26 protein-coding genes are annotated in these 22,688 nt (G+C 70.0%); 15 read left to right on the top strand and 11 right to left on the bottom strand.

The features are described 5' to 3' along the window. Positions 1–262 precede the first annotated feature (262 nt). Entirely contained in the window at positions 263–619 is a 357-nt protein-coding gene (locus FPZ11_RS12540; protein WP_210415867.1) for an ArsR/SmtB family transcription factor, read from the top strand. A gap of 88 nt (positions 620–707) precedes the next feature. Next, positions 708–1,253, top strand: a complete 546-nt coding sequence (locus FPZ11_RS12535; RefSeq protein ID WP_168203819.1) for a YbhB/YbcL family Raf kinase inhibitor-like protein — start codon at positions 708–710, stop codon at positions 1,251–1,253. 12 nt (positions 1,254–1,265) lie between these two features. Here the strand turns inward: FPZ11_RS12535 and FPZ11_RS12530 are convergent, their stop codons facing one another. Beyond that, positions 1,266–1,889, bottom strand: a complete 624-nt coding sequence (locus tag FPZ11_RS12530; RefSeq protein ID WP_146321386.1) for a dihydrofolate reductase family protein — start codon at positions 1,887–1,889, stop codon at positions 1,266–1,268. 213 nt (positions 1,890–2,102) lie between these two features. Between FPZ11_RS12530 and FPZ11_RS12525 the strand changes: the two genes are divergently transcribed. Next, positions 2,103–2,774 carry a Type 1 glutamine amidotransferase-like domain-containing protein gene (locus FPZ11_RS12525; protein WP_146321384.1) on the top strand — a complete coding sequence of 224 codons (672 nt, stop codon included), beginning with the start codon at positions 2,103–2,105 and terminating at the stop codon, positions 2,772–2,774. A gap of 34 nt (positions 2,775–2,808) precedes the next feature. On the opposite strand, the gene FPZ11_RS12520 is transcribed toward FPZ11_RS12525, so the two are convergent. The 3 genes from FPZ11_RS12520 to FPZ11_RS12510 are packed head-to-tail and all read right to left on the bottom strand — an operon-like array spanning position 2,809 to position 6,079. Further along, positions 2,809–4,092, bottom strand: coding sequence for a TlpA family protein disulfide reductase (locus FPZ11_RS12520; protein WP_146321382.1), 1,284 nt, complete (start codon positions 4,090–4,092; stop codon positions 2,809–2,811). Beyond that, positions 4,089–4,964 (bottom strand): cytochrome c biogenesis CcdA family protein, encoded by an 876-nt coding sequence (locus tag FPZ11_RS12515; protein ID WP_146321381.1) that lies wholly within the window; start codon positions 4,962–4,964, stop codon positions 4,089–4,091. The genes FPZ11_RS12520 and FPZ11_RS12515 overlap by 4 nt, the downstream gene beginning before the upstream one ends. Continuing rightward, on the bottom strand, positions 4,961–6,079 hold the full coding sequence (locus FPZ11_RS12510) for a cytochrome c oxidase assembly protein (RefSeq protein ID WP_210415866.1): 1,119 nt from the start codon (positions 6,077–6,079) through the stop codon (positions 4,961–4,963). Before FPZ11_RS12510 ends, FPZ11_RS12515 begins: the two co-directional genes overlap by 4 nt. Positions 6,080–6,385: 306 nt before the next feature. Here FPZ11_RS12510 and FPZ11_RS12505 point away from each other — a divergent pair, with 306 nt between their 5' ends. The 4 genes from FPZ11_RS12505 to FPZ11_RS12490 all read left to right on the top strand — a co-directional run bounded on the left by FPZ11_RS12505 (position 6,386) and on the right by FPZ11_RS12490 (position 10,226). Beyond that, positions 6,386–6,862 (top strand): MarR family winged helix-turn-helix transcriptional regulator, encoded by a 477-nt coding sequence (locus FPZ11_RS12505; RefSeq protein ID WP_146321378.1) that lies wholly within the window; start codon positions 6,386–6,388, stop codon positions 6,860–6,862. A 73-nt stretch (positions 6,863–6,935) separates the two neighbouring features. Then, the gene (locus FPZ11_RS12500; protein WP_146321376.1) at positions 6,936–8,924 is read left to right on the top strand and encodes a chloride channel protein; all 1,989 of its coding nucleotides are present in this window, start codon (positions 6,936–6,938) and stop codon (positions 8,922–8,924) included. Between the two features lie 190 nt (positions 8,925–9,114). Further along, positions 9,115–9,549 (top strand): VOC family protein, encoded by a 435-nt coding sequence (locus tag FPZ11_RS12495; protein ID WP_146321374.1) that lies wholly within the window; start codon positions 9,115–9,117, stop codon positions 9,547–9,549. A 5-nt stretch (positions 9,550–9,554) separates the two neighbouring features. Further along, positions 9,555–10,226 (top strand): winged helix-turn-helix transcriptional regulator, encoded by a 672-nt coding sequence (locus FPZ11_RS12490; protein WP_146321372.1) that lies wholly within the window; start codon positions 9,555–9,557, stop codon positions 10,224–10,226. A gap of 99 nt (positions 10,227–10,325) precedes the next feature. Here FPZ11_RS12490 and FPZ11_RS12485 read toward each other — a convergent pair whose 3' ends face one another. Then, positions 10,326–10,805 (bottom strand): 2'-5' RNA ligase family protein, encoded by a 480-nt coding sequence (locus tag FPZ11_RS12485; RefSeq protein ID WP_146321370.1) that lies wholly within the window; start codon positions 10,803–10,805, stop codon positions 10,326–10,328. Positions 10,806–10,974: 169 nt separating this feature from the next. Between FPZ11_RS12485 and FPZ11_RS12480 the strand changes: the two genes are divergently transcribed. From FPZ11_RS12480 to FPZ11_RS12460, 5 genes are read left to right on the top strand one after another with little or no spacing between them, the layout of a single operon-like run. Further along, a complete protein-coding gene (locus FPZ11_RS12480) occupies positions 10,975–11,550 on the top strand; it encodes an NUDIX hydrolase (protein WP_210415865.1) in 576 nt (191 codons plus the stop codon). Between the two features lie 55 nt (positions 11,551–11,605). Beyond that, positions 11,606–12,190 (top strand): DUF3887 domain-containing protein, encoded by a 585-nt coding sequence (locus tag FPZ11_RS12475; protein ID WP_246846245.1) that lies wholly within the window; start codon positions 11,606–11,608, stop codon positions 12,188–12,190. Further along, on the top strand, positions 12,187–12,609 hold the full coding sequence (locus FPZ11_RS12470; protein ID WP_210415864.1) for a PLD nuclease N-terminal domain-containing protein: 423 nt from the start codon (positions 12,187–12,189) through the stop codon (positions 12,607–12,609). Before FPZ11_RS12475 ends, FPZ11_RS12470 begins: the two co-directional genes overlap by 4 nt. Beyond that, entirely contained in the window at positions 12,606–13,664 is a 1,059-nt protein-coding gene (locus FPZ11_RS12465; RefSeq protein ID WP_146321366.1) for an ABC transporter ATP-binding protein, read from the top strand. Before FPZ11_RS12470 ends, FPZ11_RS12465 begins: the two co-directional genes overlap by 4 nt. After that, positions 13,661–14,497, top strand: a complete 837-nt coding sequence (locus tag FPZ11_RS12460; protein ID WP_146321364.1) for an ABC transporter permease — start codon at positions 13,661–13,663, stop codon at positions 14,495–14,497. The genes FPZ11_RS12465 and FPZ11_RS12460 overlap by 4 nt, the downstream gene beginning before the upstream one ends. 66 nt (positions 14,498–14,563) lie before the next feature. On the opposite strand, the gene FPZ11_RS12455 is transcribed toward FPZ11_RS12460, so the two are convergent. The 4 genes from FPZ11_RS12455 to FPZ11_RS12440 all read right to left on the bottom strand — a co-directional run bounded on the left by FPZ11_RS12455 (position 14,564) and on the right by FPZ11_RS12440 (position 17,845). Next, positions 14,564–15,364, bottom strand: a complete 801-nt coding sequence (locus tag FPZ11_RS12455) for a lipocalin-like domain-containing protein (RefSeq protein WP_168203818.1) — start codon at positions 15,362–15,364, stop codon at positions 14,564–14,566. Positions 15,365–15,556: 192 nt separating this feature from the next. Continuing rightward, a complete protein-coding gene (locus tag FPZ11_RS12450; protein ID WP_146321360.1) occupies positions 15,557–16,186 on the bottom strand; it encodes a response regulator in 630 nt (209 codons plus the stop codon). Then, a complete protein-coding gene (locus tag FPZ11_RS12445; protein WP_146321358.1) occupies positions 16,183–17,352 on the bottom strand; it encodes a sensor histidine kinase in 1,170 nt (389 codons plus the stop codon). The genes FPZ11_RS12450 and FPZ11_RS12445 overlap by 4 nt, the downstream gene beginning before the upstream one ends. 31 nt (positions 17,353–17,383) lie before the next feature. Further along, the gene (locus FPZ11_RS12440; RefSeq protein ID WP_146321356.1) at positions 17,384–17,845 is read right to left on the bottom strand and encodes a hypothetical protein; all 462 of its coding nucleotides are present in this window, start codon (positions 17,843–17,845) and stop codon (positions 17,384–17,386) included. A gap of 152 nt (positions 17,846–17,997) precedes the next feature. Between FPZ11_RS12440 and FPZ11_RS12435 the strand changes: the two genes are divergently transcribed. Continuing rightward, on the top strand, positions 17,998–18,693 hold the full coding sequence (locus tag FPZ11_RS12435) for a 4a-hydroxytetrahydrobiopterin dehydratase family protein (protein ID WP_146321354.1): 696 nt from the start codon (positions 17,998–18,000) through the stop codon (positions 18,691–18,693). Between the two features lie 193 nt (positions 18,694–18,886). Here FPZ11_RS12435 and FPZ11_RS12430 read toward each other — a convergent pair whose 3' ends face one another. Both FPZ11_RS12430 and FPZ11_RS12425 read right to left on the bottom strand, forming a co-directional pair. Then, positions 18,887–19,507: a response regulator gene (locus FPZ11_RS12430; protein WP_146321351.1), complete on the bottom strand. Its 621-nt coding sequence runs from the start codon at positions 19,505–19,507 to the stop codon at positions 18,887–18,889. Next, entirely contained in the window at positions 19,504–20,694 is a 1,191-nt protein-coding gene (locus FPZ11_RS12425) for a sensor histidine kinase (RefSeq protein WP_146321349.1), read from the bottom strand. The genes FPZ11_RS12430 and FPZ11_RS12425 overlap by 4 nt, the downstream gene beginning before the upstream one ends. 150 nt (positions 20,695–20,844) lie before the next feature. Here FPZ11_RS12425 and FPZ11_RS12420 point away from each other — a divergent pair, with 150 nt between their 5' ends. Together FPZ11_RS12420 and FPZ11_RS12415 are read left to right on the top strand one after the other, a co-directional pair. After that, positions 20,845–21,957 carry an ABC transporter permease gene (locus FPZ11_RS12420; RefSeq protein ID WP_146321347.1) on the top strand — a complete coding sequence of 371 codons (1,113 nt, stop codon included), beginning with the start codon at positions 20,845–20,847 and terminating at the stop codon, positions 21,955–21,957. Then, entirely contained in the window at positions 21,954–22,661 is a 708-nt protein-coding gene (locus FPZ11_RS12415; RefSeq protein WP_146321345.1) for an ABC transporter ATP-binding protein, read from the top strand. The genes FPZ11_RS12420 and FPZ11_RS12415 overlap by 4 nt, the downstream gene beginning before the upstream one ends. Positions 22,662–22,688: the final 27 nt, after the last annotated feature.

Below are 22,688 nucleotides of genomic sequence, written 5' to 3'. Positions count from 1 at the left end.
CGAGGTTGCGAGGTGTACAGAGAAGGGGATCGAAGGATGGGGGCGATGAGAACTCGGACTCACGGCCGATCACCTCCTTCTCCTCGGCGCCTCAGCGCGTTGACCGGCGTGACCCGCGAACCTTCTCGCGTCACGCCGAGAAGTACGATAACCTCATTCAATCAGTTGCGCAAACGAAGATACATTCTGAAAGGAATGACAGATCACGGGTGCGCCCGTCGAATCAGGGGACACGACGAACACACATACCTCGCCCGCATCCGTGACCGCGGAGCAGCTGGTCGCCGCCGCCGCGACCTTCGACTTGCTGTCGGTGCCCGGAAGGCTGCACCTGGCGTGGCTTCTCGCCCGACAGGAGTACGACGTGACGACGCTCGCCGGACTCACCGGAGCGGCGATTCCCGCGACGAGCCAACAACTGGCGAAATTGCGCGCCGCCGGTGTGGTCACCGCGCGCAGAGAAGGGCGACGGCAGCTCTACCGCATCGATGATCCGCACATCCAACGCCTCGTGCAGACGATCTTCGAACACATCGCGGCCGACGGCACGCTCGCCCAAGAACCCGACCCGCGTCGGCCGCCGCGCCGCCCTCGGTTCACCGTGACACCGCGCGCCTGAGCGGTGGAGCATGGCGCAGCGACCGGCATGCGGATCACGTAGTGTGTCGCCCGGCGCCGCACAGTCCGGGCGCCGGCAAGGAGACACCGTGGCGCTGCCGCACAAGCCGGGCGATCACGCTCTGCTCTGGAACGACGAGACTCTTCGGGCCCCCGAGAACTTCGGCCTCTCGGCCGAGTGGGCGAGCGAGGATGCCGTCGGCGAGATCCCCGACCGCTACCGCGCGCACGTGCTCGGCACGAATCTCTCCCCCGCCCTCCGGTGGTCGACGCTTCCAGCGGGCACCGTCGAGCTCGCGTTGGTGGTGCAGGACCCGGACACGCCGATGGCGGGAGCGGCCACCCATCTCGTGGCGACCATTGATGTCGCCCACCGCGATCGGCTCGAGGACGGCGCGCTCACCAAGGGCTCCTCGCCCTCTGGCGTGGTGCTCGGCAAAGGCGGCATCAAGCTCGGCTGGGCCGGCCCGATGCCGCCGAAGGGACACGGACCGCACCGGTACGTCTTTCAGGCCTTCGCGATGCAGAAGCCGCTCGACCTGCGCACCGGATTCCGGCTCGCCGAGCTGCGCGACGCCCTCGCACAGGGCGTGCTCGGACGGGCGCAGCTGATCGGCACGTACGAGTCTCGCTGACGCGAGCCTGGGTTATCTGCGCCGCACGGCGTACGTCAGGTGCGTCACGCGCCGGGACGACGCGGAGGCGACCTGCTCGAGGGCGATGGTCGAGTCATCCACTCCGTCGAAGAGACGGATGCCCTTGCCGAACAGCACGGGCGACAGTGCGATCGAGAACTCGTCGACGAGCCCGGCGTTGAGGTACTCGACGATGAGTGCTGCCCCGCCGGAGATGCGGACGTCCCGATCGCCCGCCACCTCACGTGCCCGGTCGAGGGCGGCCTCGACGCCGTCGTTCACGAAGTGGAATGTGGTGCCGCCGGCGCGCTGCCAGGGCTCGCGCTGCTCGTGCGTGACGACGAAGACGGGAGTGTGGAACGGCGCATCCTCCGGCCACGAGTGCTCGCCCGCCTCGAACATGCGCTTGCCCATGATGCTCACACCGGTGCGTTCGAACGCGTGGCGCGCCACATCGTTGTCGATCCCTTCGTCACCGCCTTCGCCGAGCCCGAGGTTCTCGCGGAAGAACCGGGTGGGGAAGACCCACTGCTGCAGCTCCATCCACTGCTGACCCATGAGCTCGTCGGGTGACTCGGGTGCGAGATACCCGTCGAGCGACATCGAAACGCTGAAGAAGACCTTGCCGGCGACCATGAGGGGAACCGTACGGCATCCCGCCGACGTCGCGCGAGCGAGCGTGGCGGCACGCGACGTCGGGGCGGATGCGGATGACGCCGGCCGGTGTTAGGTTCCGCACGTCGTGTGTTCCCTCGGGCGGCTCTCGGCCGACCGAGGCAACGCGCGCATGCCTCGACGTCGAGCCACGGCGCCGAGGGCCGACGCGGCTCGCCCGCAGAAGGGTCTGTCATGAAGCTGTTGCTCACCTCGGGCGGCGTCAGCAACCCCAGCATCCGTGACGCGCTGGTCGAGCTGCTGGGCAGACCGATCGCGGAGTCGAGGGCGCTGTTCATTCCGACGGCGCAATGGGGGCATCCGATGTGCTCGCCCGAGTCGGTGTGGCGGTCGATCGCCGGCCAGTGGGATGAACCGGGCGGGCTCTGCGAACTCGGCTGGAAATCGGTCGGCGTGCTCGAGCTCACCGCGCTGCCCGGCATCGCCGAGGAGCGGTGGATGCCGTGGGTACGCGACGCGCACGTGCTGCTGGTCGACGGCGGCGAGGCGATGTACCTCGCGCACTGGGTGCGGCGATCGGGGCTCGCCGACCTGTTCCCGTCGCTGCGGGACACCGTGTGGGTCGGTGTGAGCGCCGGCAGCATGGCGATGACGCCGCGCGTCGGGCGGGAGTTCGTGCACTGGCGGCCCGACGAAGGCGACGAGGGCCTCGGCATCGTCGACTTCTCGATCTTTCCGCACCTCGACCACCCGGGCTGGGCGAGCAATACGCTCGCGAGCGCGCGCGACTGGGCCGGGAACATCCAGGGACCGGCGTACGCGATCGACGACCAGACGGCGATCTCGGTGGTCGACGGCGCGATCGAGGTCGTCTCGGAAGGACACTGGGAGCAGCTGCGCGCCTGACGGTCCGTGCCGGGCGGCCCCTGCCTGCTCACACTCAGTCGGAAGGCATCGGCAGCTTCTTGTCGACGGTGCGCAGCACGTAGTCGAGCTCCTCCTGGGTGAAGACGCCTGGGTGCCGCACGAGCACCTTGCCGTTCGGCGACAGGATCACCGTGTAGGGCAGCGAGGATGCCTGGAACCGCGCCGCCTGCGTGCCCTTCGTGTCGGAGAGCACGGGGAAGCTCAGGTGGTGGTCGGCGGCGACGGCCCTGCCGCTCGAGGTGGAGTCGTCGACGTCGACGCCGAGAAAGTCGACGGCGGTGCCGAGCTCGGCGTGCTCCGCCTCTGCCGCGTCGAGCTGGGCGGCACAGGCGGTGCAACTGCTCGACCAGAAGTCGAGCACCGTGTAGCTGCCGTGGTCGGAGGCGCTGGAGAGCGACGCGCGTTCCGACGATCCGGAGCCGCTCGTCGAGGCATCCACCAGGGTGCCTCCCGTGATGGGCGACGGGGTGTCCCCGATCTCCGTGCCGCCGGGCAGAGCCGCAGGCAGGTCTGCACCGGCGACGGGGCCGCGCTGCGAGGCGGGGAGCGCGTCGTCGGCGAGCACGGCGAGCCCGTGCGAGAAGGGTGCGGTGTCGGCATCCTGGGTGCCGAAGTCGGCCATGTCGGTGTAGGTCCCGTTCGGGCTGATGACGAAGATCTCGGTGCCGTGAGCGACGGACTTGGTCGCAGGGTCGAGTTGCACGTTCACCGAGTAGGCATGTGCGGCGGCCGCCAGCTGCTCGGGCGTGCCCGTGCCGTAGTACCAGTTGCCGACGTGTCCGAGGCCGTGCTGGTCGGTCCACGTCTGAACGTCGGCGGTCGACGGATAGTAAGGATTCGCGTTGATCGACACGAACGCCACGTGCTTGCGCGTACTGGGGCTGAGGTCGTGGTCGGCCACGATCACGTCTTGCGCGAAGAGGGCGCAGAGGTCGGTGCACTGGTCGTCATTGAACGTGAGCACGACCACGTCGTGCTTGAACCGCGAGAGGGTGAGCGGTGTGCCGTCTTCGTTGGTGAGATCGAGCGCCGGGGCGTGAATGACGCCGTCGCCTGCGAGCGTGTCCATGGTGAGGAGGTCGGCGGTCGGCTTGTTGATGCCGGCCCTGCCCTGGTAGTCGTCGCTGCTCTTCGCGCTGCTCGGTGATCCGGGAACGACGAGCGCGACAGCGGTGACGGCGGCGATCACCGCGACGAGCGCGACGGCCGCGATGACGAACAGCGAACGACGCCCTGGGCCGGGGCGGTTCCCCGGCTGCCGCGCCGGGCCGCCGGCGGGTTCTTCGGCAGGTGTCATCGGGGGCCTTCCTTGCTCTGTGCGGGCTGAACGGATCGAACGGCCGGGCGGCGTTCCGCCGCCGTCGCGAGCGCGATCAGCGCGCTGATCACGACCACGGCGCACCCGACGGCGACCGGCAGCCACCAGGAGTCGAGCCACGTCACGACCGCCGACTGCACCCCGTCGACGGCGCTCACGATCGACGCAATGCCGTCCGGCGCACCGAGAACGTTCGCCCAATAGGCCATGAGGTAGAGGCCGACGAGCACGCAGACCCCGCCCGCGATGCGGGGGAGCACGCGGGCGGCCGAGCGGATGCTCCTGGGCACGGCGGCGCCGCCGAACGAGGCGATCACCGACACCGCGGTGGCGAAGAGCCCCATGCCCAGGGCGTACGCGACGAACACGATCACGTTGCGCAGCGGACTGCCGGCGGCCAGCGTCGATCCGACGGCGGCCACGAAAATCGGCAGCGAACAGCTGAGCGACCCGATCGCGTAGGCGACGCCGAACCCGATCATGGCGAGGGCGCCACGGCCCGACCGGAACGACAGGCCCGGCAGGTGCAGCGTCGGGGCCCTGCCGACGATCGACATCGCCCCGAGCGCCACGATGGCGGTGCCGACGAGCAGCATGACCCAGGGCGCGACGGCGGTGATCGCAGCGGCCAGGGATGCCTCCACCGCGCCGGCCACGCCGAACACGGTGACGAAGCCGAGCGTGAGGCATCCACCGGCCCGAAGCGAAGCCAGAAGCCGGCTCGACCATGGGGTCGGTGCGTCGTCGAGGAACGCGGTGAGATACACCGGCAGCAACGGGAGTCCGCACGGGTTGATCAGCCCGGTCAGGCCGACGGTGAACGCGAAGGCGATGACGGCGCCGTCGATCATCGCCCTTCTCCAGGCAGCGTGGCGGCGTCGCGCTGGGCGAGGGCGGCGAGCGAGGCGTTGTAGGCGTCGAGGTCGATGTCGCCGAACCGCTCGGCACGGCGCGCCTGGCGCGCGGCAAGGCGGGCGTCACTGCGCTGCCATTGCAGGAACAGCACGCCGAGCACGAGGAGGGTCGGGAACTCCGTGAACGCCCATGCGATGCCTCCCGCGACCTGCTGGTCGGAGAGCGGTGTCGTGGTGGCCCACGGCAGGGCGACCGCGTAATACCTGACCATGACCGTCGTGGCCATCATGAAGACGATGCCGAAGAAAGCGTGAAAGGGAACCGTCGCGCTCAGCTCGGCGATCCGCAGCACGGGCCGCGAGAACGCCCCCATCAGGCCGCCCCCGCGGCGCGGCGACGGGTCGACGCCGAGGATGCCCCAGAAGTAGAGGCATCCGATGACCAAGAAGTGCAGAAGCATCAGGTTGTGGCCCCACCACGTGCTCATCAGCCAGTCGAAGAGGGGCGTGAAGTAGAGCGCGTAGAGGCTGAACAGGAAGAGCAGCACGGTGACCACGGGGTTGGCGATGAACGCGGCGAACCGGGAGTGCAGAAACATCAGGAGCAGGTGACGCGGGCTGCGGCGGCCGCCGGTGGCCGGCAGTGATCGCAGCAGCAGGGTGACGGGTGCGCCCAGCATCAGCAGGATGGGCGTGAGCATGCCGATCACCATGTGCTGCACCATGTGCACGCTGAAGAAGTCCATGCCGTAACCGTCGAACCCGGTTGCCGTCATCAGCTCGAGGGAGACGACGCCGAGCATCCACCAGACGGTGCGGCCGACAGGCCACCGATCGCCGCGTCGGTGCACGACGATGAGTCCTGCCAGATAGCCGACGGCCAGAAGCGCACCGATCACGGGCAGCACGGGGATCGGTTGCGGATGCCACGCCAGCAGCCGCTCGAGCGTGAGCGGCTGATCGGGCATCCACATGGGACCCGTCATCGACATCGGGCCGCCCATCGAGCCCGAGCCGCCGCCCATCGGACCCGAGCCGCCGCCCATCGAGCCGCCGGCAGCGCTCGGCACGGCCCGGTGCACCACCGCGGCCGCGGCGAGCAGTGTCAACACGACGTCACATCGGTGTGAGGGGCTGAGATCGTATCGCCTCTGCTGTCCGCCACGGAGGGTCGGCCCGCAGCCTGCGCCCCGACGCCGATTCCGCCTCGCATTGACAGCCCTTCGCACGATAACTTGCACTTCTACAATAGTTGCGCTGTTGCAAGCCGGCTCCGAAGGTCCTGAGAGAAGTGGCGGTCTCACTCAGCGACGGCGGCGAAGGCCGCGCGCCGGCCCGACGCGACCGCTCTGTACGCCGTGCGGTGGGATAGTGGAATGGCTCGCGCCATCCAGTGGGCAGGAAGGGGCCGCGAATCCATGGCCGCATCGAACCTGCCCGTCGATGACGACGCGGTGACGGCGGTGCTGACCGCCTCGCGTGCCATGCTCGGAGTCATCGCCCGGTCGTTCGCGGACACGCTCGAGACGGTGACGCTTCCGCAGTTCCGTGTGCTGGTTCTGCTGAGCTCGCTCGGTCCGCAGCGAACGGGTGTCCTCGCCGAACGATTGGGCGCCAACCTCTCCACCTTCAGTCGCTCCCTCGACCGGATGGTGTCGGCGGGGTGGGTGCGTCGTGAACAGAATCCGGGCAGTCGCCGAGAGGTGATCATCACCCTCACCGGTGACGGTGAGCACATCGTCGCGGACGTCACGGAGCGCCGTCGGCGGGACTTCCGCGACATCCTCGCGCAGCTGACGCCCGAGCGGCGCGACCAGGTTCTCGCAGCGTTCGAGGTCTTCAACTCGGCGGCGGGTGAGCCCAGTGTGGAGGACCTTCTGCCCCTTGGGCTCTGAGCCGCCCGGCGACCTTCCGACCTTAGTTTCATATATGCAACTGTTGTAGCCTTGCAACTATGCGAGGACTCCGATGACCGAGACCGTGCCTGCGTCGTCGGGACCGATCACCCGCTTCACCGACCGCGTCGCAGCCGCTCTGCGAGGATCGCGTGCCGGTCTCTTCGTGATCGCCGTCGTGGTCGGGCTCGGCGCCGGTCTCGGGGCGGTGGTCTTCCGCTACCTCGTGTCGTTCTTCACGTGGGTCTTCACCGGGCAGGCGGAGTTCGGGCAGGGCGGGTGGGTCGGCAGTTCCCACCTCCCCTGGCTGGGGCTCGCGTTCTTCGTCGTGATCCCCGTCGTCGGCGGCCTGCTGTACGGCCCTCTGGTGTATCGGTTCGCGCGAGAGGCACGCGGCCACGGCGTGCCGGAGGTGATGGTCGCGGTCGCCGAGAACGGCGGCCGAATCCGTCCCCAGGTCTCGGTGGTGAAGGCGCTGGCATCAGCGCTCACGATCGGAACCGGCGGTTCAGTGGGCCGGGAAGGGCCGATCGTGCAGATCGGGTCGGCACTGGCATCCAGTCTGGGCCAGTGGATCAGGATGCCGGAGAACAGAATGCGCATCCTGGTCGCGTGCGGGGCCGGTGGCGGCATCGCGGCCACGTTCAACGCGCCCATCACCGGGGTGTTCTTCGGGGTCGAGATCATCTTGCGCGAGATGTCGGTGGATGCGTTGTTCGCGGTCATGCTCTCGGCGATGGTCGCGGACGCCGTCGCGATTCCCTTTCTGGGCAACGAGCACCTTCTTTCCGGGTTCCCCGCCGGCATCGTGCTGCACGACCCGCGCAACTATCTGCTGATCGCCGTGCTCGCGGTGATCGCAGCGCTGATCGGACTGCTGTTCAAGACCGTGCTCTACGCGCTCGAAGACCTTGCCGACCGTCTGTGGAAGGGGCGCCCCGAATGGCTGAGGCCGGCCGTCGGCGGCCTTGTGCTCGGTCTGGTGCTGTTGGCTCTGCCGCAGCTGTACGGGGTGGGCTATCCCGTCATGTTCAAGACGGTCGCCGGTGACTACGCTCTCTGGTTCCTGCTCATCCTCGCCGCCGGAAAGATCCTGGCCACCAGCGTCAGCCTCGCGATCGGTGGAAGCGGTGGGGTCTTCGCCCCGTCGCTGTTCATCGGCGTCACATCGGGCATGGCGTTCGGCATGGTCGTCGACCACCTCTTCGGGCCGGGCGCCGGAAGTCCTGCGCTGTATGCCGTCGTGGCCATGGGGGCGGTGTTCACGTCGGCGGCCAGGGCACCCCTCACATCGTTCGCCAGCGTCGTGGAGATGACGGGCGACTTCACCCTGACTCTGCCCGTGATGCTTGCGGTCGCGATCGCCACGGCCGTCTCTCGTGGCATCAGCTACGGCACCATCTACACCACGAAGCTGCTCCGTCGTGGTCAGGACATCGACCGTGCGGCGCCCTGGAGGGCGTTCGCCGACCTCACTGCCGCCCAGGTCATGAGGCCATTGCGCATACCCATCGACCTGGGTGCCCGACGGGCCGCGGAGGCGGAGACGCCGTCCATCGTCGATGCGGCGGCATCCGCTCTGCCCGGCACGGTGACGCATGTGCGCGATCCGCAGGCCGTCTTCGCCACGGAGTCCATCACCGACGTGCTGCGCCAGCTCGACGAGTACGGCCGCGACGGCCTCCCTGTGCTCTCCGATGACGGCAGACACATCGAAGGCTGGATCACGAATCACTCCGCCATCCAGACCATCACCCGTGAGCTGGGGCGACACGTCGTCACTCCGTCGACGAAGGCGTTCACCGGCGGAGCCGGCGACCGCGCACCGGCGGGTCCGGCGACGCCACTCACCGGCTATCAGCTTCTCGAGATCACCATTCCCCGCGGGTCGTCCGCGTTGGGCAAGAAGCTCGGTTCCATCACCTGGCCGCCTCACCATCTGCCCGTGTCCTACGTGCGCGGGCCGCAGCTGAGACAGCCCGATCCGGAGATCACCATCGCCGTCGGCGACCGCATCAACCTTCTCACCCGCGGCACCACGGAGAAGGAGAAAGCATCGTGAAGCGCCCTCAACGCGAAACGCCCGATCGTTGTCGGGGGGCGTGCCCGGTGTGGAAGACCAACCCTTTGCCTCTGGGGTTGCGATCGGGGCATCCCCGCGAGCGGATCTTGACGCCCCACTTGTTTTTTGCAAGTGTAGACACATCAGCAGTTCGGACCGATCAGATTCGCGTCGATCAGAGGAGATCACGATGTCCACGATGTTCGTCAACCTGCCCGTCACCGACCTGGAGCGTGCGAAGGCGTTCTACACGGCGGTCGGCGGCACGGTGAACCCGCTGTTCACCGATCACAACGCGGCCTGCGTCGTCATCGACGAAGACCACAACTACTTCATGCTCGTCACACGCGAGTACTTCTCGAGCTTCACGTCGCGGCCGATCGGCGACCCGGCGCAGGCGGTGTCGGCCACGACCGCGATCTTCGTGGAGAGCCGGGATGCCGTCGACTCGGTCGTCGCGCAAGGCCTGGCGGCCGGCGGAACCGAGGCGCAGCCGGCAGCCGACTACGGATTCATGTACCAGCGGCAGCTCACCGACCCCGACGGCAACATCCTCGAGTTCGGTTACATGGATCCGGTCGCCGCAGCCAAGGGTCCGGAAGCCTTCCTCAGCCAGCAGGCCTGAGGTCCATGGCAGCACGGGACTACGGGCAGTACGACGGCATCACCCGCGGTCTGGAGCTCGTGGGCGAGCGCTGGGCGTTGCTCATCGTTCGCGATCTGCTCGTGGGTCCGCGGCGGTACGGCGAGCTCGCGGCGGGACTGCCCCGCATACCGAGCAACATCCTCGCCGCACGACTCAAGGAGTTGCAGGAGGCGGGTGTCATCCGGCGCGCGCCGCGTTCGCGGGTCATCCTCTACGAGCTGACCCCGTATGGGCGCGAGCTCGAGCCGATCGTGATGGCGCTCGGGGCGTGGGGGTTCAAGGCCCTCGGCGACCCGCGTGACGAGCAGGTCATCACGCCCGACGCCATGACCATGTCGCTGCGCACCGCCTTCCGGCCGCAGGTGGCGGCAACGCTGCCCGGCACCGCGTACGCGGCACGGTTCGGGGAGCCGGGGTCGGGAAGCGGTTTCGGGTCGGCGGACCTGCTCATTCGCGTTCAGGGATCGAGCCTGGAGGTGGAGCGTGGGGAAGGGGATGCCGACCTGGCGTTCGTCGCAGGGGCCGGCATCCGTCGCCTCATCTCCGGCGAGTTGACGCCCGATCGTGCGATCAGCACCGGCGTCGTCGAGGTGCTGCACGGGCGGGGCGACCTGTTGGGGCGGTTCGCCGACACGTTCCACCTGGAGCGGGCCTGAGGCGCTGCGGGTCGCCGGCGGCTTTGCTCGGCGCCCCTCAGGGTGCACGGATGCCGCGGTCTCGGGCGTGTCCGCCCCGAATCGTTCCGCCCCGAATCGTCAGGAACGCCCGAGTGCGAACGATGCAAGCCGGAGCCCGATCGAACCCTCCAGCGAGAACAGTCCGATCGTCCTGATCGTGAGGTCGTCGCCCTCGCGGACATGAACCGCACGTCCGAGCGTGGCGTGCGGCCGATAGCCGTCACGCCGATAAGCAGGCTCGACGGGCGTGAAGCCCTGCACCTTCTCCAGCTCCGTCGCGAGTGCAGCGTGCAGTGCGACGAACGACGGATGCGACGCCAACAGCACGGGCACGCTGCCGTCGGCGCCGAATCGGGCCGACGGTCCGAGCCGAACGTCGAAGCTCGGCACGGATGCCGTGGCGTCGGCGACGATCGGCACGATGTCGCCCACCGCCGCGTCCTCGACGCGGAAGTTGCCGGCGACGGTGACGTGCACCGGCCACCGCGCGCGGTCGACCTGCTCGGGCAGGGCGTCGGGCGTGGCCAGAACGACGAGTGGGTGTTTCGTCAGTGCCACCCTCGCAGCCTATCGACGGCGCCAGTCCGAACCCGTCGCAGTCGACAGGGCTGCGCGCCACGGCGTCGGCCGCCCCGTGCGTGATGGCCGAGCGCGTCGCGCCGCTCCAGGACGCAGCGGGCCGTACCGTCGAGGCCATGACGCGTGATCGTGCGGCGGAGCAGGGGCCGTGACCGGGACGGGCGACGGCGGGACGCACCAGAACGACGTGCTCGCCGACCTCGCGGCGCTGCCGCCGTCGGCGACGCGCGACGCCTACCTCGAGTTCGTGTCGTCGAACGGCGATGCCGCTCTGCGCAGGGAGGGCGGACCCGAGCACCTCACCGCATCGTGCTTCGTGTTCTCTCCCGACCTGACGCGCACTCTGCTGTGCTTCCACCGCAAGGGCGGCTTCTGGGTGCAGTTCGGTGGCCATCTCGAGCCGCAGGATGCCTCCCTCGCCTCGGCAGCGCAGCGCGAGGCTCGCGAAGAGTCCGGCATCGACGACCTCGCCCTGCTCTCGGCGGAGATCGTCGACCTCGACCGGCACGACCTGCACGGCGGCTTCTCCTGCGCCGCGCACTGGGACACCGGATTCGTCGCCGTGGTCGCTGCGGCTGCGACGATCTCGGTCAGCGACGAGAGCGACGACGTGCGGTGGTTTCCGGTCGACGCCCTTCCAGAGGGCGCCGTCGCGGGGCTCGCGGAGCGGTTGCGGCGTGCGCGCGAGGCGGCGGTGGACATCCTGCCGTCACGAGCCCCTTGACTTCCGCCGCGTGTAAACGCATGCTTTACGCATGCAAGATGGCTTGACACGGTCTGTGATTGCGCTCCGGGCCCGGCTCGACGAGCTCACCACCGCGCCGGTGCTCGCAGACCCCGATGACGGAGGGCGACTCGTGACCGCGGCGGCGGGCGTGCGCGACGCGGCAGAGGGCATCCTCATCGCCGCGGTGCGTCAGGCGCGCGATGACGGCGCCTCATGGCAGACCATCGGGGACGCGCTCGGCGTCACCCGTCAGGCGGCATTCCAGCGATACGGCAAACCCGTCGACCCGCGAACAGGAGAACCGATGAGCACACACGCACTGCCCGAGGCGACGTCGTTGGCCGGCGACGTCATCGACGAGCTCGCCGCCGGAGAGTGGGCCAAGGTCGTCGCGCGCTTCGACGACGTGATGACGCAGCGGCTGCCCGAGGATGCGCTGGGATCGGCGTGGGCGTACATCGCCGCGAATGCGGGCGCTTACGAGCGTCGGGGTGAGACTGTGAGCGTGCGCGCAGGCGATCTCACCGTCACCAACACGCCCTTGGCCTTCGAGGCCGGCGACTACACGGCACGCATCACGTTCCGCGACGACCACACCATCGCGGGGCTCTACATTCTGGAGGCAGCGGCATCATGAGCGCAGTGGCCATGAACTCGATCGTGCTGCCGGCCTCCGGCTCGCTGGAGTCGCTGAGCTCGATTCCGGCCGGCGTGATCATCGCGATGGTCGTGCTCGGGGTGCTCGAACTCGCGCTCGATGTCGTCGCTCTCGTGCTGCTGGTGCGCACACCGCGAGAGCGCGTCACCATGCCCAAGTGGGCGTGGGCGCTGCTGATCATCTTCATCAACCTGATCGGCAGCATCCTCTTCCTCGCCATCGGGCGGCGCCCCGCGGCCGCCGTCGATCCGCTGACGACCGGCGCTCAGACGGGCGATGCGGCGGCGCGGCCGTCGTCGGCGTCGGTCGCGGACGCGCTGTACGGAAGCGCGCCGGGCACGGGCGGCGCAGAGCCCGGCTCCACGACGTCGAACGGCGATGACGGGAACGCGCCGTGAGCGAGCCGGCGCTGCAGACATCCGCACTCACCAAGGAGTACAAGGGCACGAGGGTGCTCGACGCCGTCGATCTCGCTGTGGAACACGGCTCGGTGTTCGGGTTTCTCGGGCCGAACGGCGCAGGCAAGACCACGACGCTGCGACTCGTCACGGGATTGGCGCGGCCGACGAGCGGCGCGATCCGCGTGCTCGGTCACGACGTCGCGAGCGTCGGGGCGGCGACTCGCGCCGAGCTCGGCTTTCTGCCCGACGTGCCGGCGTTCTACGACTGGATGACCGCGCCGGAGTACCTGCGCTTCGCCGGCGGGCTCTTCGGCCTGGAACACCGCGTGCTCACGCAGCGGGTCGGGATGCTGCTCGACCAGGCGGGGCTCGCCGGGGTCACGACGCGCATCGGCGGGTTCTCGCGCGGCATGAAGCAGCGGCTCGGCATCGCCCAGGCGCTCATCAACGCCCCGCGCCTGCTGCTGCTCGACGAACCGACGAGCGCGCTCGACCCCATCGGACGCAAAGAGGTGCTCGATCTCATCGAGACCCTGCGCGGCCGTACGACGGTGTTCTTCTCCACCCACCTGCTCGGCGATGTGGAGCGCGTGTGCGACACCGTCGCCATCCTCGACCACGGCCGTGTGCTGACGCAGGCGCCGATCACCGAGCTGAAGTCCCGGTACTCCAGCTCGAAGGTCGTCGTCGAGGTGACGGGACGTGTTCCGGAGCTCGTCGCGGCCCTGGATGCCTCGCCGTGGGCGGCATCCGTCGAGGCGCCTCGTGCGCGCGGCGGCATCGTGGCCGCGGGTGCCGGTGCCGGCGACTCCGGGGGTGAGCCGGTGGCGATCACCGTGACGGTGACGGACGTCGCAGAGGCGCGGCTCGGCATCCCGCGCATCGTCGCCGACCTCGGGGTCGGCCTGGTGCGATTCGAGGCGGCGGAGCTGACGCTCGAGGAGGTCTTCGTCGACCTCGTCGGCGAAGCGGATCGCGGCGGGGGTGCGAGCCGTGGCGCGGAGGGCGACTCGATCGGCGTCGTGACCACGGAACGGGAGACGCAGCGATGAGCGCGATGACACACGGCGACGGCGGTGCTCACGCGGCGGCACGCGCGCGCGGCTCGGTGGCGGGCGCCAGCTGGATGCTCGCCCGCAAAGAGGCCTTCGAGATCGTGCGCACCTGGCGCGTCATCGTGCTGCCGGCCATCGTGCTGCTGTTCGCCGTGACCAGTCCCCTGTTGGCGAAGTACACGCCCGACATCGTCACGGCGCTCGCGGGCAGCCAGTTCAGCGGGCTGAAGCTGCCGGAGCCCACGGTCTACGACGCCTACGGACAGTGGATCAAGAACCTGTCGCAGATCGCGGCCTTCGCGATCATCATCATCTACGGCGGCATCGTCTCCGCCGAGCGCAAGAGCGGCACGGCCGTGCTCGTGCTGACGAAGCCCGTGTCGCGCGTCGCGTTCGTCGTCGTGAAGTTCGTGGTGCAGCTCGTCTACCTCGCGGTGATCGTGGCCGTGGGATGCCTCGTCACGTGGGCAGTCACGGCCGTCACCTTCGGCGACGCGGTGCACGGAACCGCGGGCGCGCTGTGGGCGAGCACCTGGGTGTGGTTCGTGCTCGCGGCGCTGTACCTCGCGGTGATGGTGCTGTTCTCGGTGCTCATCCCGGCGGCAGCGGGCGCAGCGGGCGCGGGACTCGGCGTCTACGTGGTGCTGGCCGTGGCATCCGCGTGGCAGAAGGTCGGCGACTGGTCGCCGGCGGGACTGATAAGCGGCTCCGCGTCGCTGGCCGCGAACACGCAGACCGAATCGATGCTGTGGCCCGTGCTCATCACGGTCGCCGCGATCGTGGTGGCGGTGGGTGTGGCGGCGCTCGTCTTCCGCCGCCAGGAGCTGTAGCGCGACCGGGCCTCCTGCGCGTCGGCGGTCAGCCGGTGAGGCGTTCGCGCCGTCGCCCCGGGTGCGTCAGTCGAGCCGAGTCCACGGAAGGGCGTCCGACCCGTCGTCCTCGAACCCGATCATCAGCCGATCGGACTCGACCGAGGAGAGGAAGAACGACTCGTGCTTCCTGGCCTCGTAGCCCGACGAGTTGCTGGCGACGAAGGGGTGGTTGTCGAAACTCGTCGCGGTCTGCACGATCGCGCCCGCGTTGGATCCGAAGCTCTCGAACACCGCGAGCACATCGGCGTCGCCGAGCTCGCCCGTCTCGGGGAGCTCGACGCTGACGGCCTTGCTGTGCACCACGCCGTAGTGTCCCGCGGTGACCAGCAGCATCCAGCGATCATCGTCGTCGCCCGACGCCCACGCTCCGGCGAGCGGGGTCGCGCCCCGGCGGCTCAGCCGGCGCCAACGCTCGTGCACGCTCGCACCGTGCGGATCGGTGCCGCGCACCTCCGCCGTGTCGCCATCGATGGTCACGGCACAGTCGAAGCGCGCGCCGACGTCGCGCGGATCCGGCGCCATCGTGACGGTGTGCGCGACGGCGCCCGTGTGCGCGGCAGCATCGTCGGCATTCTGGTCGTAGCGGAAGCGCCCCGCGGATGCCGTCGAACTGCGGAACAGGCTGACGCGCTCGGCCTCCGACGGCGGCCAGGTCGTGGGCGGCCGCCGGCCGCTGTCGGTGCGGATCTGCAGGAAGCGGCCGTCCGCATAGACCGTGAAGGCGGTGCGACGAAGCGAGACGTTGGTGTTGCCGACGTCGACGAACTCGTCGTGCGGGTCGTCGTACTCGACCTGCCAGAAGCCGTCGATCGGGGTATGTCTCACGTGTTCTCCTCGGAGCCGGACCCCGCATCGGCACGACGTCTGCGTCTGGATCGTATCCGCGGGGTCCGACAGGCCTGCGTCATCCGGGCGCGCGCACGCACAGCGCAACCCGCCGGCAGGCGCACTGCTCCGCTTCGCGTCATCAGGGCGCGCGCACGCACAGACGCGTGACGGCGCGGGCGTTCGGGTGCGTCACCCTCCGAGGAGGCCGCGGCGGAAGCCCTCCGCGACGGCGGCGGCGCGGTCGCCGACGCCGAGCTTCGCGTAGATGCTCAGCAGGTGCGTCTTCACCGTCGCCTCGCTGAGGTGCAGGCGCTGGCCGGCCGCACGGTTCGTCGCGCCGTCGGCGACGAGCGCGAGCACCTCGAGCTCACGCGAGGTGAGCGCGCTCGACTCCGGCGTGCGCACCCGGTTGACGAGACGCGACGCGACGGACGGTGCGAGCACCGCCTCGCCGGCCGCGGCGGCCCGGATGGCGCGCAGCAGGTCGTCGCGCGGGGCATCCTTGAGCAGATAGCCGGTGGCACCCGCCTCGATCGCCGGCAGCACGTCGGCGTCGCCGTCGTAGGTGGTGAGCACGACGACGCGGGCGGGGATGCCCAGACGCGCGAACTCGCGGATGGCCGCGACGCCGTCGGTGCCGGGCATCCGCAGGTCCATGAGCACGACGTCGGGTTCGAGAACGCGGGCGAGGCGCACGGCCTCGGCGCCGTCGCCGGCCTCGCCGACCACCTCGACCTCGGGGTCGGACGACACCATGCCGATGATGCCGTCGCGCACGACCGGATGGTCGTCGACGACGAGGATGCGGATGGTGCTCATGCCGGAACCTCCACGCGAATCGCGGTGCCCGCTCCCGGATGCGACTCGACCACGAGCGAACCGGCGACGGCCTCGACACGTTCCCGCATGGCGGTGAGTCCATAGCCGCCGGTCTCGGGATGTGAGGAGGTCTCAGGATGCGAGGAGGCTTCGGCGTGCGGGGAAGACGCCGTGTGCTCGTGCCGCGTGGTCTCGTCGGCGGGATCGAAGCCGCGGCCGTCGTCGCGGACCTCGAGGCGGCAGCCACGGGCATCCACCCTCAGCCGCAGCGTCACGTGCCGCGCCCCTGCATGCTTCTCGACGTTGGCGAGCGCCTCTTGCGCCGTGCGCAGCAGCGCGACCTCGGTCTCGGTGCGCAGCGCGCCGGCGTCGCCCGAGATGCGCACGTCGATCGGGATGCCCGTGCGCGCCGACCACGCCCGTGCCACGTTGCGAAGAGCATCGGGCAGCCGCACCGCGTCGAGTGCCGCCGGACGCAATGCCTGCACGGAGCGCCGCGCCTCGGCGAGGCCGTCACGCGCCAGGGCGAGTGCGGCATCCGTGTGGCGCGTACGCTCCGACTCGTCGGAGGCCTGCTCCGCGGCCTGCAGCTGGGTCACGATCCCGGCGAAGCCTTGCGCCAGGGTGTCGTGGATCTCCCGCGCCAGCCGCGCGCGCTCCGTCGACGTCGCGGCGAGTGACATCTGCCGACCCGCCAACTCGAGCCCCCACGAGAGCCCGCACATGATCACGATGTTCAGCAGGATGACCGCGAGAATGCCGAGCAGGTTGCCGGGATGCTCCCACAGGCTCGAGCTCTGCGCGACGCCGGCGACAGCGGCCGTCGCCGACACCGCCAGCAGTTGCCACGGCCACTGGATGATCGAATACGAGAACATGAACGTGGCGACCGTGAGGAAACCGAACCAGCTGTCGAGCAGCACGAGCGCCAGATTCAGCGCGATCATCACGACCATGAACACGGCGATGGATGCCGGCCGGTCCCGCCACGGCGTGGGCAGCGTGCGCATCACGAGCATCCACACGGCGACCGCCGCGCACAGCACGAGGGTGGGCACCAGCCGTGACCACGCGCCCCACTCGACGCCGAGGCTGAATGCGATGAGCATCCCCAGCGCGATGTAGGGAGTGACCGTGAGCACGGTGCGCCAGCGCGGGTCGACCACGTGATGACCTTACGCCTGGTCTGTCTCGCGCCTACGCCCGTGGGGCGTCGCCGACGGCCGGCCGTGCGACGACGTCGACTCGCGGGAACAGTGCGCTGGTTCGCGGCAGGAACATGAGGATGACCGCGGGCAGCAGCAGCGCGCCGCACACCCCCTGCTCGATGCGCACCCACACCGGCAGGAAGTTCGGAATCGAGACGATCACGATGATCGCGGCGAGGATGATCGGCGTGAAGATGCGCAGGCGCAGCAGCATCGAGCGGGAGCCGCGGGCGGCGCCGCGGGCGAACACCAGCGGGAGGATCGAGCTCGCGAGCACGATCGAGCAGCGGATCCAGACGGCGATGTCGACGGAGTCGCCGGTGGCGGTCAGTACGACGATTGCGGCGATCATCGCGGCGCTCACGCCGAGGAACCCGGCGAGAAGCACGGTGATGGGGCGGAAGGCGGCGCGACGGGCCGCGGCCAGTTCTGAGGTGGTTGTTTCAGTCATGACTCCAGCGTCGCGAGCGGCGCGAGGCGGCGGATCGACCGTTCGGTGGGCATCCGTCACCGATCGGTTGGTCGTGTCCGGGAGCCCGGTTCGGCGGATGTCGGAGGTCGGTGGTTGCATCGCCCGCGTGCACGCAGAAGCGTGTGCGTGAGATGAGGGGGTCGAAGATGGCGCAGGACGGCAACGGTGTCGACGACGGATTCGTGCGCCTGATGCCGAAGGAGTTCCACGCCACGCGCGGAGTCGAGGACTGGAGTGTGCTCTTCTGGGGTGCGCACGTGTTCTATCGCACGGCATCGTTCGCGCAGGCGGCGGAGTTCATGGCGGGCATCGCGCGAGCCGCGGCTCTGGTGGGGCACGACCCCGATGTCGACGTGCGCCCGGAGGGTGTGACCGTTCGCACCTTCACCCGCGTCGACGGCGCACTGAGCGCGGTGGATGCCGCCCTCGCGGCCGCCGTCTCCGAGGAGGCGCATCGCCTGGGGCTGACGTCCGACCCCACGATGCTTCAGATCTCCGGCATCGCGGTGGCGCAAGACGCGAACCTCGACACGAGGCCGTTCTGGGAGGCAGTCTTCGGCTACCGGCGCGTCGGCGACGAAGACCTGATCGATCCGCTGCGGCGCGGCCCGCACCTCTGGTTCCACGAGCTGCGCAACCCGCGGCCCGGCCGCGGCCGCACGCACATCGATCTCTCGGTGCCGGCCGCGGAAGCGGAGAAGCGGGTGCAGGCGGCGGTCGCCGCAGGCGGACGCATCGCGAGCAGCAACGCGCCGTACTGGTGGACGATGGCGTCGCCCGACAACCACGGCGTCGACATCGCGGGCTGGGCCGACTTCGAGGAGTGACGTCCCACCCTGTGGGTTGAGGAGCGCGTCCCCCACCGTGCGTTGAGGAGCACCGCGAAGCGGCGCGTCTCGAAACCCCCGACGTCTCCCGTGCTCCGGTTTCGAGACGCGCGCGGCTCGCGCCGCGTGCTCCTCAACCTGGGGGGGTGATGCGCGCGGCTCTCGCCGCGTGCTCCAGGGCCGACGGCAGCCCTCAGCGCAGCACGCCGAGGTTGCGCGCCGCCACCACGGCGGCCGTGCGCGAGGCGACGCCCAGCTTCGAGAACACGTGCACGAGGTGCGACTTGACCGTGGCATCCGTGATGTGCAGCCGATCGGCGATCTCCGCGTTCGACGCTCCGTGGGCGACGAGCCGCAGCACCTCGATCTCGCGGGCAGACAGACTCACCTGGGGTGCGCGCATCCTCTCCATGAGGCGCCCGGCGATCGCCGGTGCCAGGGCGCTCTCCCCCGCGGCGGCCGCTCGCACGGCGGCGACGAGCTGGAGGGGCGGGGCATCCTTCAGCAGGTAACCGCTGGCGCCGGCCTCCACGGCGCCGAGGATGTCGCCGTCGCTGTCGTAGTTGGTGAGCACCAGCACGTAGGGCGGCGCGTCGAGCGCGCGGATGCTGCGCGTGGCGTCCGCTCCGGTCTCGCCTGCTCCGAACTGCAGGTCCATCAGCACGAGCTCGGGCGACAGCGATTCCGCGAGCCGCACGGCCTCGCCGGGCGTTGCGGCTTCGCCGACCACGGCGATGTCGTCTTCGCCCTCGAGCAGCGCGCGGATGCCCGCCCGCACCACGGGATGGTCGTCCGCGATCACGACGTGGATCATGCGCCACCCCCTTCACCCTGTCCGTGCAGCGTCACCGCGACCGATGTCCCCCGCCCCGGTGCGCTGCGCACGTCGAGCTCGCCGCCCAGCTGGGCGACGCGCTCGGAGATCGCGCGCAGCCCGAACGAGTCGGATGCCGTGGCCTGCTCGGCGATCGAATCCGGGTCGAAGCCGACCCCGTCGTCGGCGACCGTGAGCCGCGCGCGCTCGCCGTCGACCTCGAGCACGATGCCCACCCGCGTGGCATGCGCGTGCTGCACCACGTTGGCGACGGCGCCCTGCGCGATGCGCAGCAGAGCGGTCTGCACGTGCATGGGCAGGTCGACCGACTCCGCAACGTCCACGTCGACGCGCAGACCGTCGTGCGCCCACTCCCGCTCCGCGAGCCGCACGAGCGCGGCACGCAGGCCTTCGTCCAGCGACGGCGGCGCCAGCTGTCGGATGAACCGTCGCGTGTCGGCGAGGCTGGCGGCGGCCGTCTCTCTCGCGAGTCGCAGGTGCTCTGCGCCCGGGCGCGAGGCATCCGCTCGCTCCGCCGCGTGCAGCAGCAGCTGGATGCTCGACAGCGACTGCGCCACCGTGTCGTGGATCTCCCTGGCGAGACGTGCCCTCTCCTCGAGCACGCCCTGCTCGCGCTCCGAGGCGGCGAGTCTGTCTCTCGTGGCGAGCAGTTCGGCGAGCAGGGCCTCCCGTTCCTCGGCGTCGCGCGCGAGCTCCCGGTAGCCGAGTCCGATGAGCAGCGCGACGCCGGCGCCGACGAGCGGCCCGACGATGCCGCCGAGCGTGAAGCCGCCGTGCAGGCCGAGCGCCACGATCGCCACTGCCGTGGTCACCACGACGAGGATCGGCGCGTACGGCATCGGCAGCAGGTGCAGGTAGAGGAAGAAGAGCGGGAAGACCAGGTAGGCGGCCTCGGGAACCAAGAAGAGGAGCCCCACCCAGATCAGCGTCAGCGCGGCGAGCCAGAGCACGGTGACCAGCCGCCTGCGGGATGCAGGAACGTGGATCACCCACAGCCCGCCCAGGTACACGAGCCCGAGCAGCACCGCGAGCACGAGTCCGAGAGCTGCATGCGGCGGGTCCAGCAGCACGACCCGCACGATCACGAGCGCGAGGAGCGCCGCGAAGAGCACGTGCAGCCCGATGCGCAGCACGAAGAAGACGCGGGTGAGGTTGTCGTGCACCATGTCACCCCAGGCTACAAACGCGTCGAACCCCCGGTCATCCATCGAAAGTGGGAAACGAAGAGCGAACCGGCGGGCGATGGCGCGAGCGCCCGTGCTCGCGAGGCTGGATCGCGTGGCCTGTTCCGTGCCGGCCACGGAAAGGAAGGCACCGTGTTCGTCGCCTGGCGCGATCTGCGCTTCGCTCGCGGCCGGTTCGTGCTCATCGGATCGGTCGTCGCACTCATCACCCTGCTCGTCGGCTTTCTGGCCGGCCTCACCGGAGGACTGGCGGCGCAGAACGTCTCCGCCGTGCTCGCGCTGCCGGGTGACCGAATCGTGCTGCAGCAGCCCAGCACCGGGCAGCCGAGCTTCAGCGAGTCGTCCATCTCCTCGAAGGCCGTCGCGAGCTGGCGCAAGGCGTCCGGCGTGACGCACGTGCTGCCGGTCGGCATCGTGCAGGGCAAGGCGAAGGCGCACGGCACGACCGCAGCCGTCGCGCTGTTCGGGCTGACGCACAGCGGCGGGCAGGCCGATTCCGGCACGGCAGGAACGGCGATGGCATCCGCGCTCACCGCCCTCGCGCCCACGAGCGACGACTCCGTCGGGCTGTCGGCCGGTGCCGCGAAAGACCTCGGCGGTGCGAGGGTCGGCGACACCGTGAGCATCCTCGGCAGCACGTTCACGGTCTCGTCGGTCGACGGCGACCTCTGGTACAGCCACACGCCCGTTGCCGCGTTCACGCCTGCCGCGTGGGCCCAGCTCGACAAGGGTACGGGCGGCAGCGGCGAGGCCACGGCGCTCGCCGTGAGCGGCGACGCGGACTGGAACGCCGTCGCCGACAGCACTCACACCTCGGCCACGACACCGCTGTCGAGCCTCGCGGCACTGGATGCCTTCAAGTCCGAGATCGGCTCGCTCGGCCTCATGATCGCGATGCTCTTCGGCATCTCGGCCCTCGTGGTCGGCGCGTTCTTCACGGTCTGGACCATGCAGCGCTCCGCCGACGTCGCGGTGCTCAAGGCGCTCGGCGCCACCACGAAGTCGCTCGTGCGCGACGCGCTCGGCCAGGCGACCGTCGTGCTCGTCGTGGGAATCGGCATCGGGATGCTCGTGGTCACCGGCCTCGGGCTCCTCGCCTCCGGTGCACTGCCGTTCCTGCTCAGCCCGCTCACCACGGTGGCGCCCGCTGTCGCAATGGCCGTGCTCGGCCTCGCCGGCGCAGCGGTCGCGCTGCGCAACGTCACGAAGTCCGACCCCCTCACCGCACTCGGGAGCAACCGATGATCACCCTCGACGACGTCACCCTCACCTTCCCCGACGGCTCCTCCCGCGCCACCGCGGTCGACCACGTGTCGCTCGCGGGACGGCCGGGCGTGCTCACCGGCATCACCGGTCCTTCGGGGTCAGGCAAGTCGAGCCTGCTCGCGGTGGCGGCCACGCTCATCCGCCCCGACTCCGGTCGCGTGGTCATCGGCGACGTGGATGCCACGTCCCTCTCCCGCGACGAGGCCACCGCACTGCGCCGCGATCGCATCGGAATCGTCTTCCAACAGTCCAACCTGCTGCCGGCGCTCACGGCGAGGGAGCAGCTGCAGGTGATGGCCGAGCTCGGCGGGCGTGGGGCATCCGCTCGACGCCGCGCCGTGCGCTCGCGCGTCGACGAGCTGCTGGATGCCGTCGGTCTCGCCGACCACGCCGGCAAGCGCCCCGCGCAGCTCAGCGGCGGTCAGCGGCAGCGCGTCGCGATCGCGAGGGCGCTGGTGCACGAGCCGCAGGTGCTGCTGGTGGACGAGCCGACGAGCGCGCTGGACCAGGAACGCGGCGCCGAGATCATGGACCTCATCGCCTCGCTCACGCACGAGCGCGCCGCGGCGACGCTGCTGGTCACGCACGATCTGGTGCACGAGAACCTGCTCGACGAGCTGGTCACCGTGGTCGACGGCCGCATCGTGGCGAGCACCGCGGATGCCGTCGCGTCGGCCGCGTAGACCGGCGCCCCTGCGCAATCGCGCCGG

Source organism: Humibacter ginsenosidimutans (assembly GCF_007859675.1).
In the GTDB taxonomy this organism is placed as follows: domain Bacteria; phylum Actinomycetota; class Actinomycetes; order Actinomycetales; family Microbacteriaceae; genus Humibacter; species Humibacter ginsenosidimutans.
Note: the sequence above shows the minus strand (reverse complement) of the source record. Positions and strands in the feature narration are given on the sequence as shown.

What these genes read in the sequence shown, in the direction of transcription:
- FPZ11_RS12500 (WP_146321376.1), top strand. Translation starts at nt 6,936, where the DNA reads ATGACCGAGACCGTGCCTGCGTCGTCGGGACCGATCACCCGCTTCACC.
- FPZ11_RS12515 (WP_146321381.1), bottom strand. Translation starts at nt 4,964, where the DNA reads ATGATCGACGGCGCCGTCATCGCCTTCGCGTTCACCGTCGGCCTGACC.
- FPZ11_RS12415 (WP_146321345.1), top strand. Translation starts at nt 21,954, where the DNA reads ATGATCACCCTCGACGACGTCACCCTCACCTTCCCCGACGGCTCCTCC.
- FPZ11_RS12430 (WP_146321351.1), bottom strand. Translation starts at nt 19,507, where the DNA reads ATGATCCACGTCGTGATCGCGGACGACCATCCCGTGGTGCGGGCGGGC.
- FPZ11_RS12450 (WP_146321360.1), bottom strand. Translation starts at nt 16,186, where the DNA reads ATGAGCACCATCCGCATCCTCGTCGTCGACGACCATCCGGTCGTGCGC.
- FPZ11_RS12425 (WP_146321349.1), bottom strand. Translation starts at nt 20,694, where the DNA reads ATGGTGCACGACAACCTCACCCGCGTCTTCTTCGTGCTGCGCATCGGG.
- FPZ11_RS12530 (WP_146321386.1), bottom strand. Translation starts at nt 1,889, where the DNA reads ATGGTCGCCGGCAAGGTCTTCTTCAGCGTTTCGATGTCGCTCGACGGG.
- FPZ11_RS12520 (WP_146321382.1), bottom strand. Translation starts at nt 4,092, where the DNA reads ATGACACCTGCCGAAGAACCCGCCGGCGGCCCGGCGCGGCAGCCGGGG.
- FPZ11_RS12505 (WP_146321378.1), top strand. Translation starts at nt 6,386, where the DNA reads ATGGCCGCATCGAACCTGCCCGTCGATGACGACGCGGTGACGGCGGTG.
- FPZ11_RS12460 (WP_146321364.1), top strand. Translation starts at nt 13,661, where the DNA reads ATGAGCGCGATGACACACGGCGACGGCGGTGCTCACGCGGCGGCACGC.
- FPZ11_RS12490 (WP_146321372.1), top strand. Translation starts at nt 9,555, where the DNA reads ATGGCAGCACGGGACTACGGGCAGTACGACGGCATCACCCGCGGTCTG.
- FPZ11_RS12525 (WP_146321384.1), top strand. Translation starts at nt 2,103, where the DNA reads ATGAAGCTGTTGCTCACCTCGGGCGGCGTCAGCAACCCCAGCATCCGT.
- FPZ11_RS12470 (WP_210415864.1), top strand. Translation starts at nt 12,187, where the DNA reads ATGAGCGCAGTGGCCATGAACTCGATCGTGCTGCCGGCCTCCGGCTCG.
- FPZ11_RS12495 (WP_146321374.1), top strand. Translation starts at nt 9,115, where the DNA reads ATGTCCACGATGTTCGTCAACCTGCCCGTCACCGACCTGGAGCGTGCG.
- FPZ11_RS12435 (WP_146321354.1), top strand. Translation starts at nt 17,998, where the DNA reads ATGAGGGGGTCGAAGATGGCGCAGGACGGCAACGGTGTCGACGACGGA.
- FPZ11_RS12440 (WP_146321356.1), bottom strand. Translation starts at nt 17,845, where the DNA reads ATGACTGAAACAACCACCTCAGAACTGGCCGCGGCCCGTCGCGCCGCC.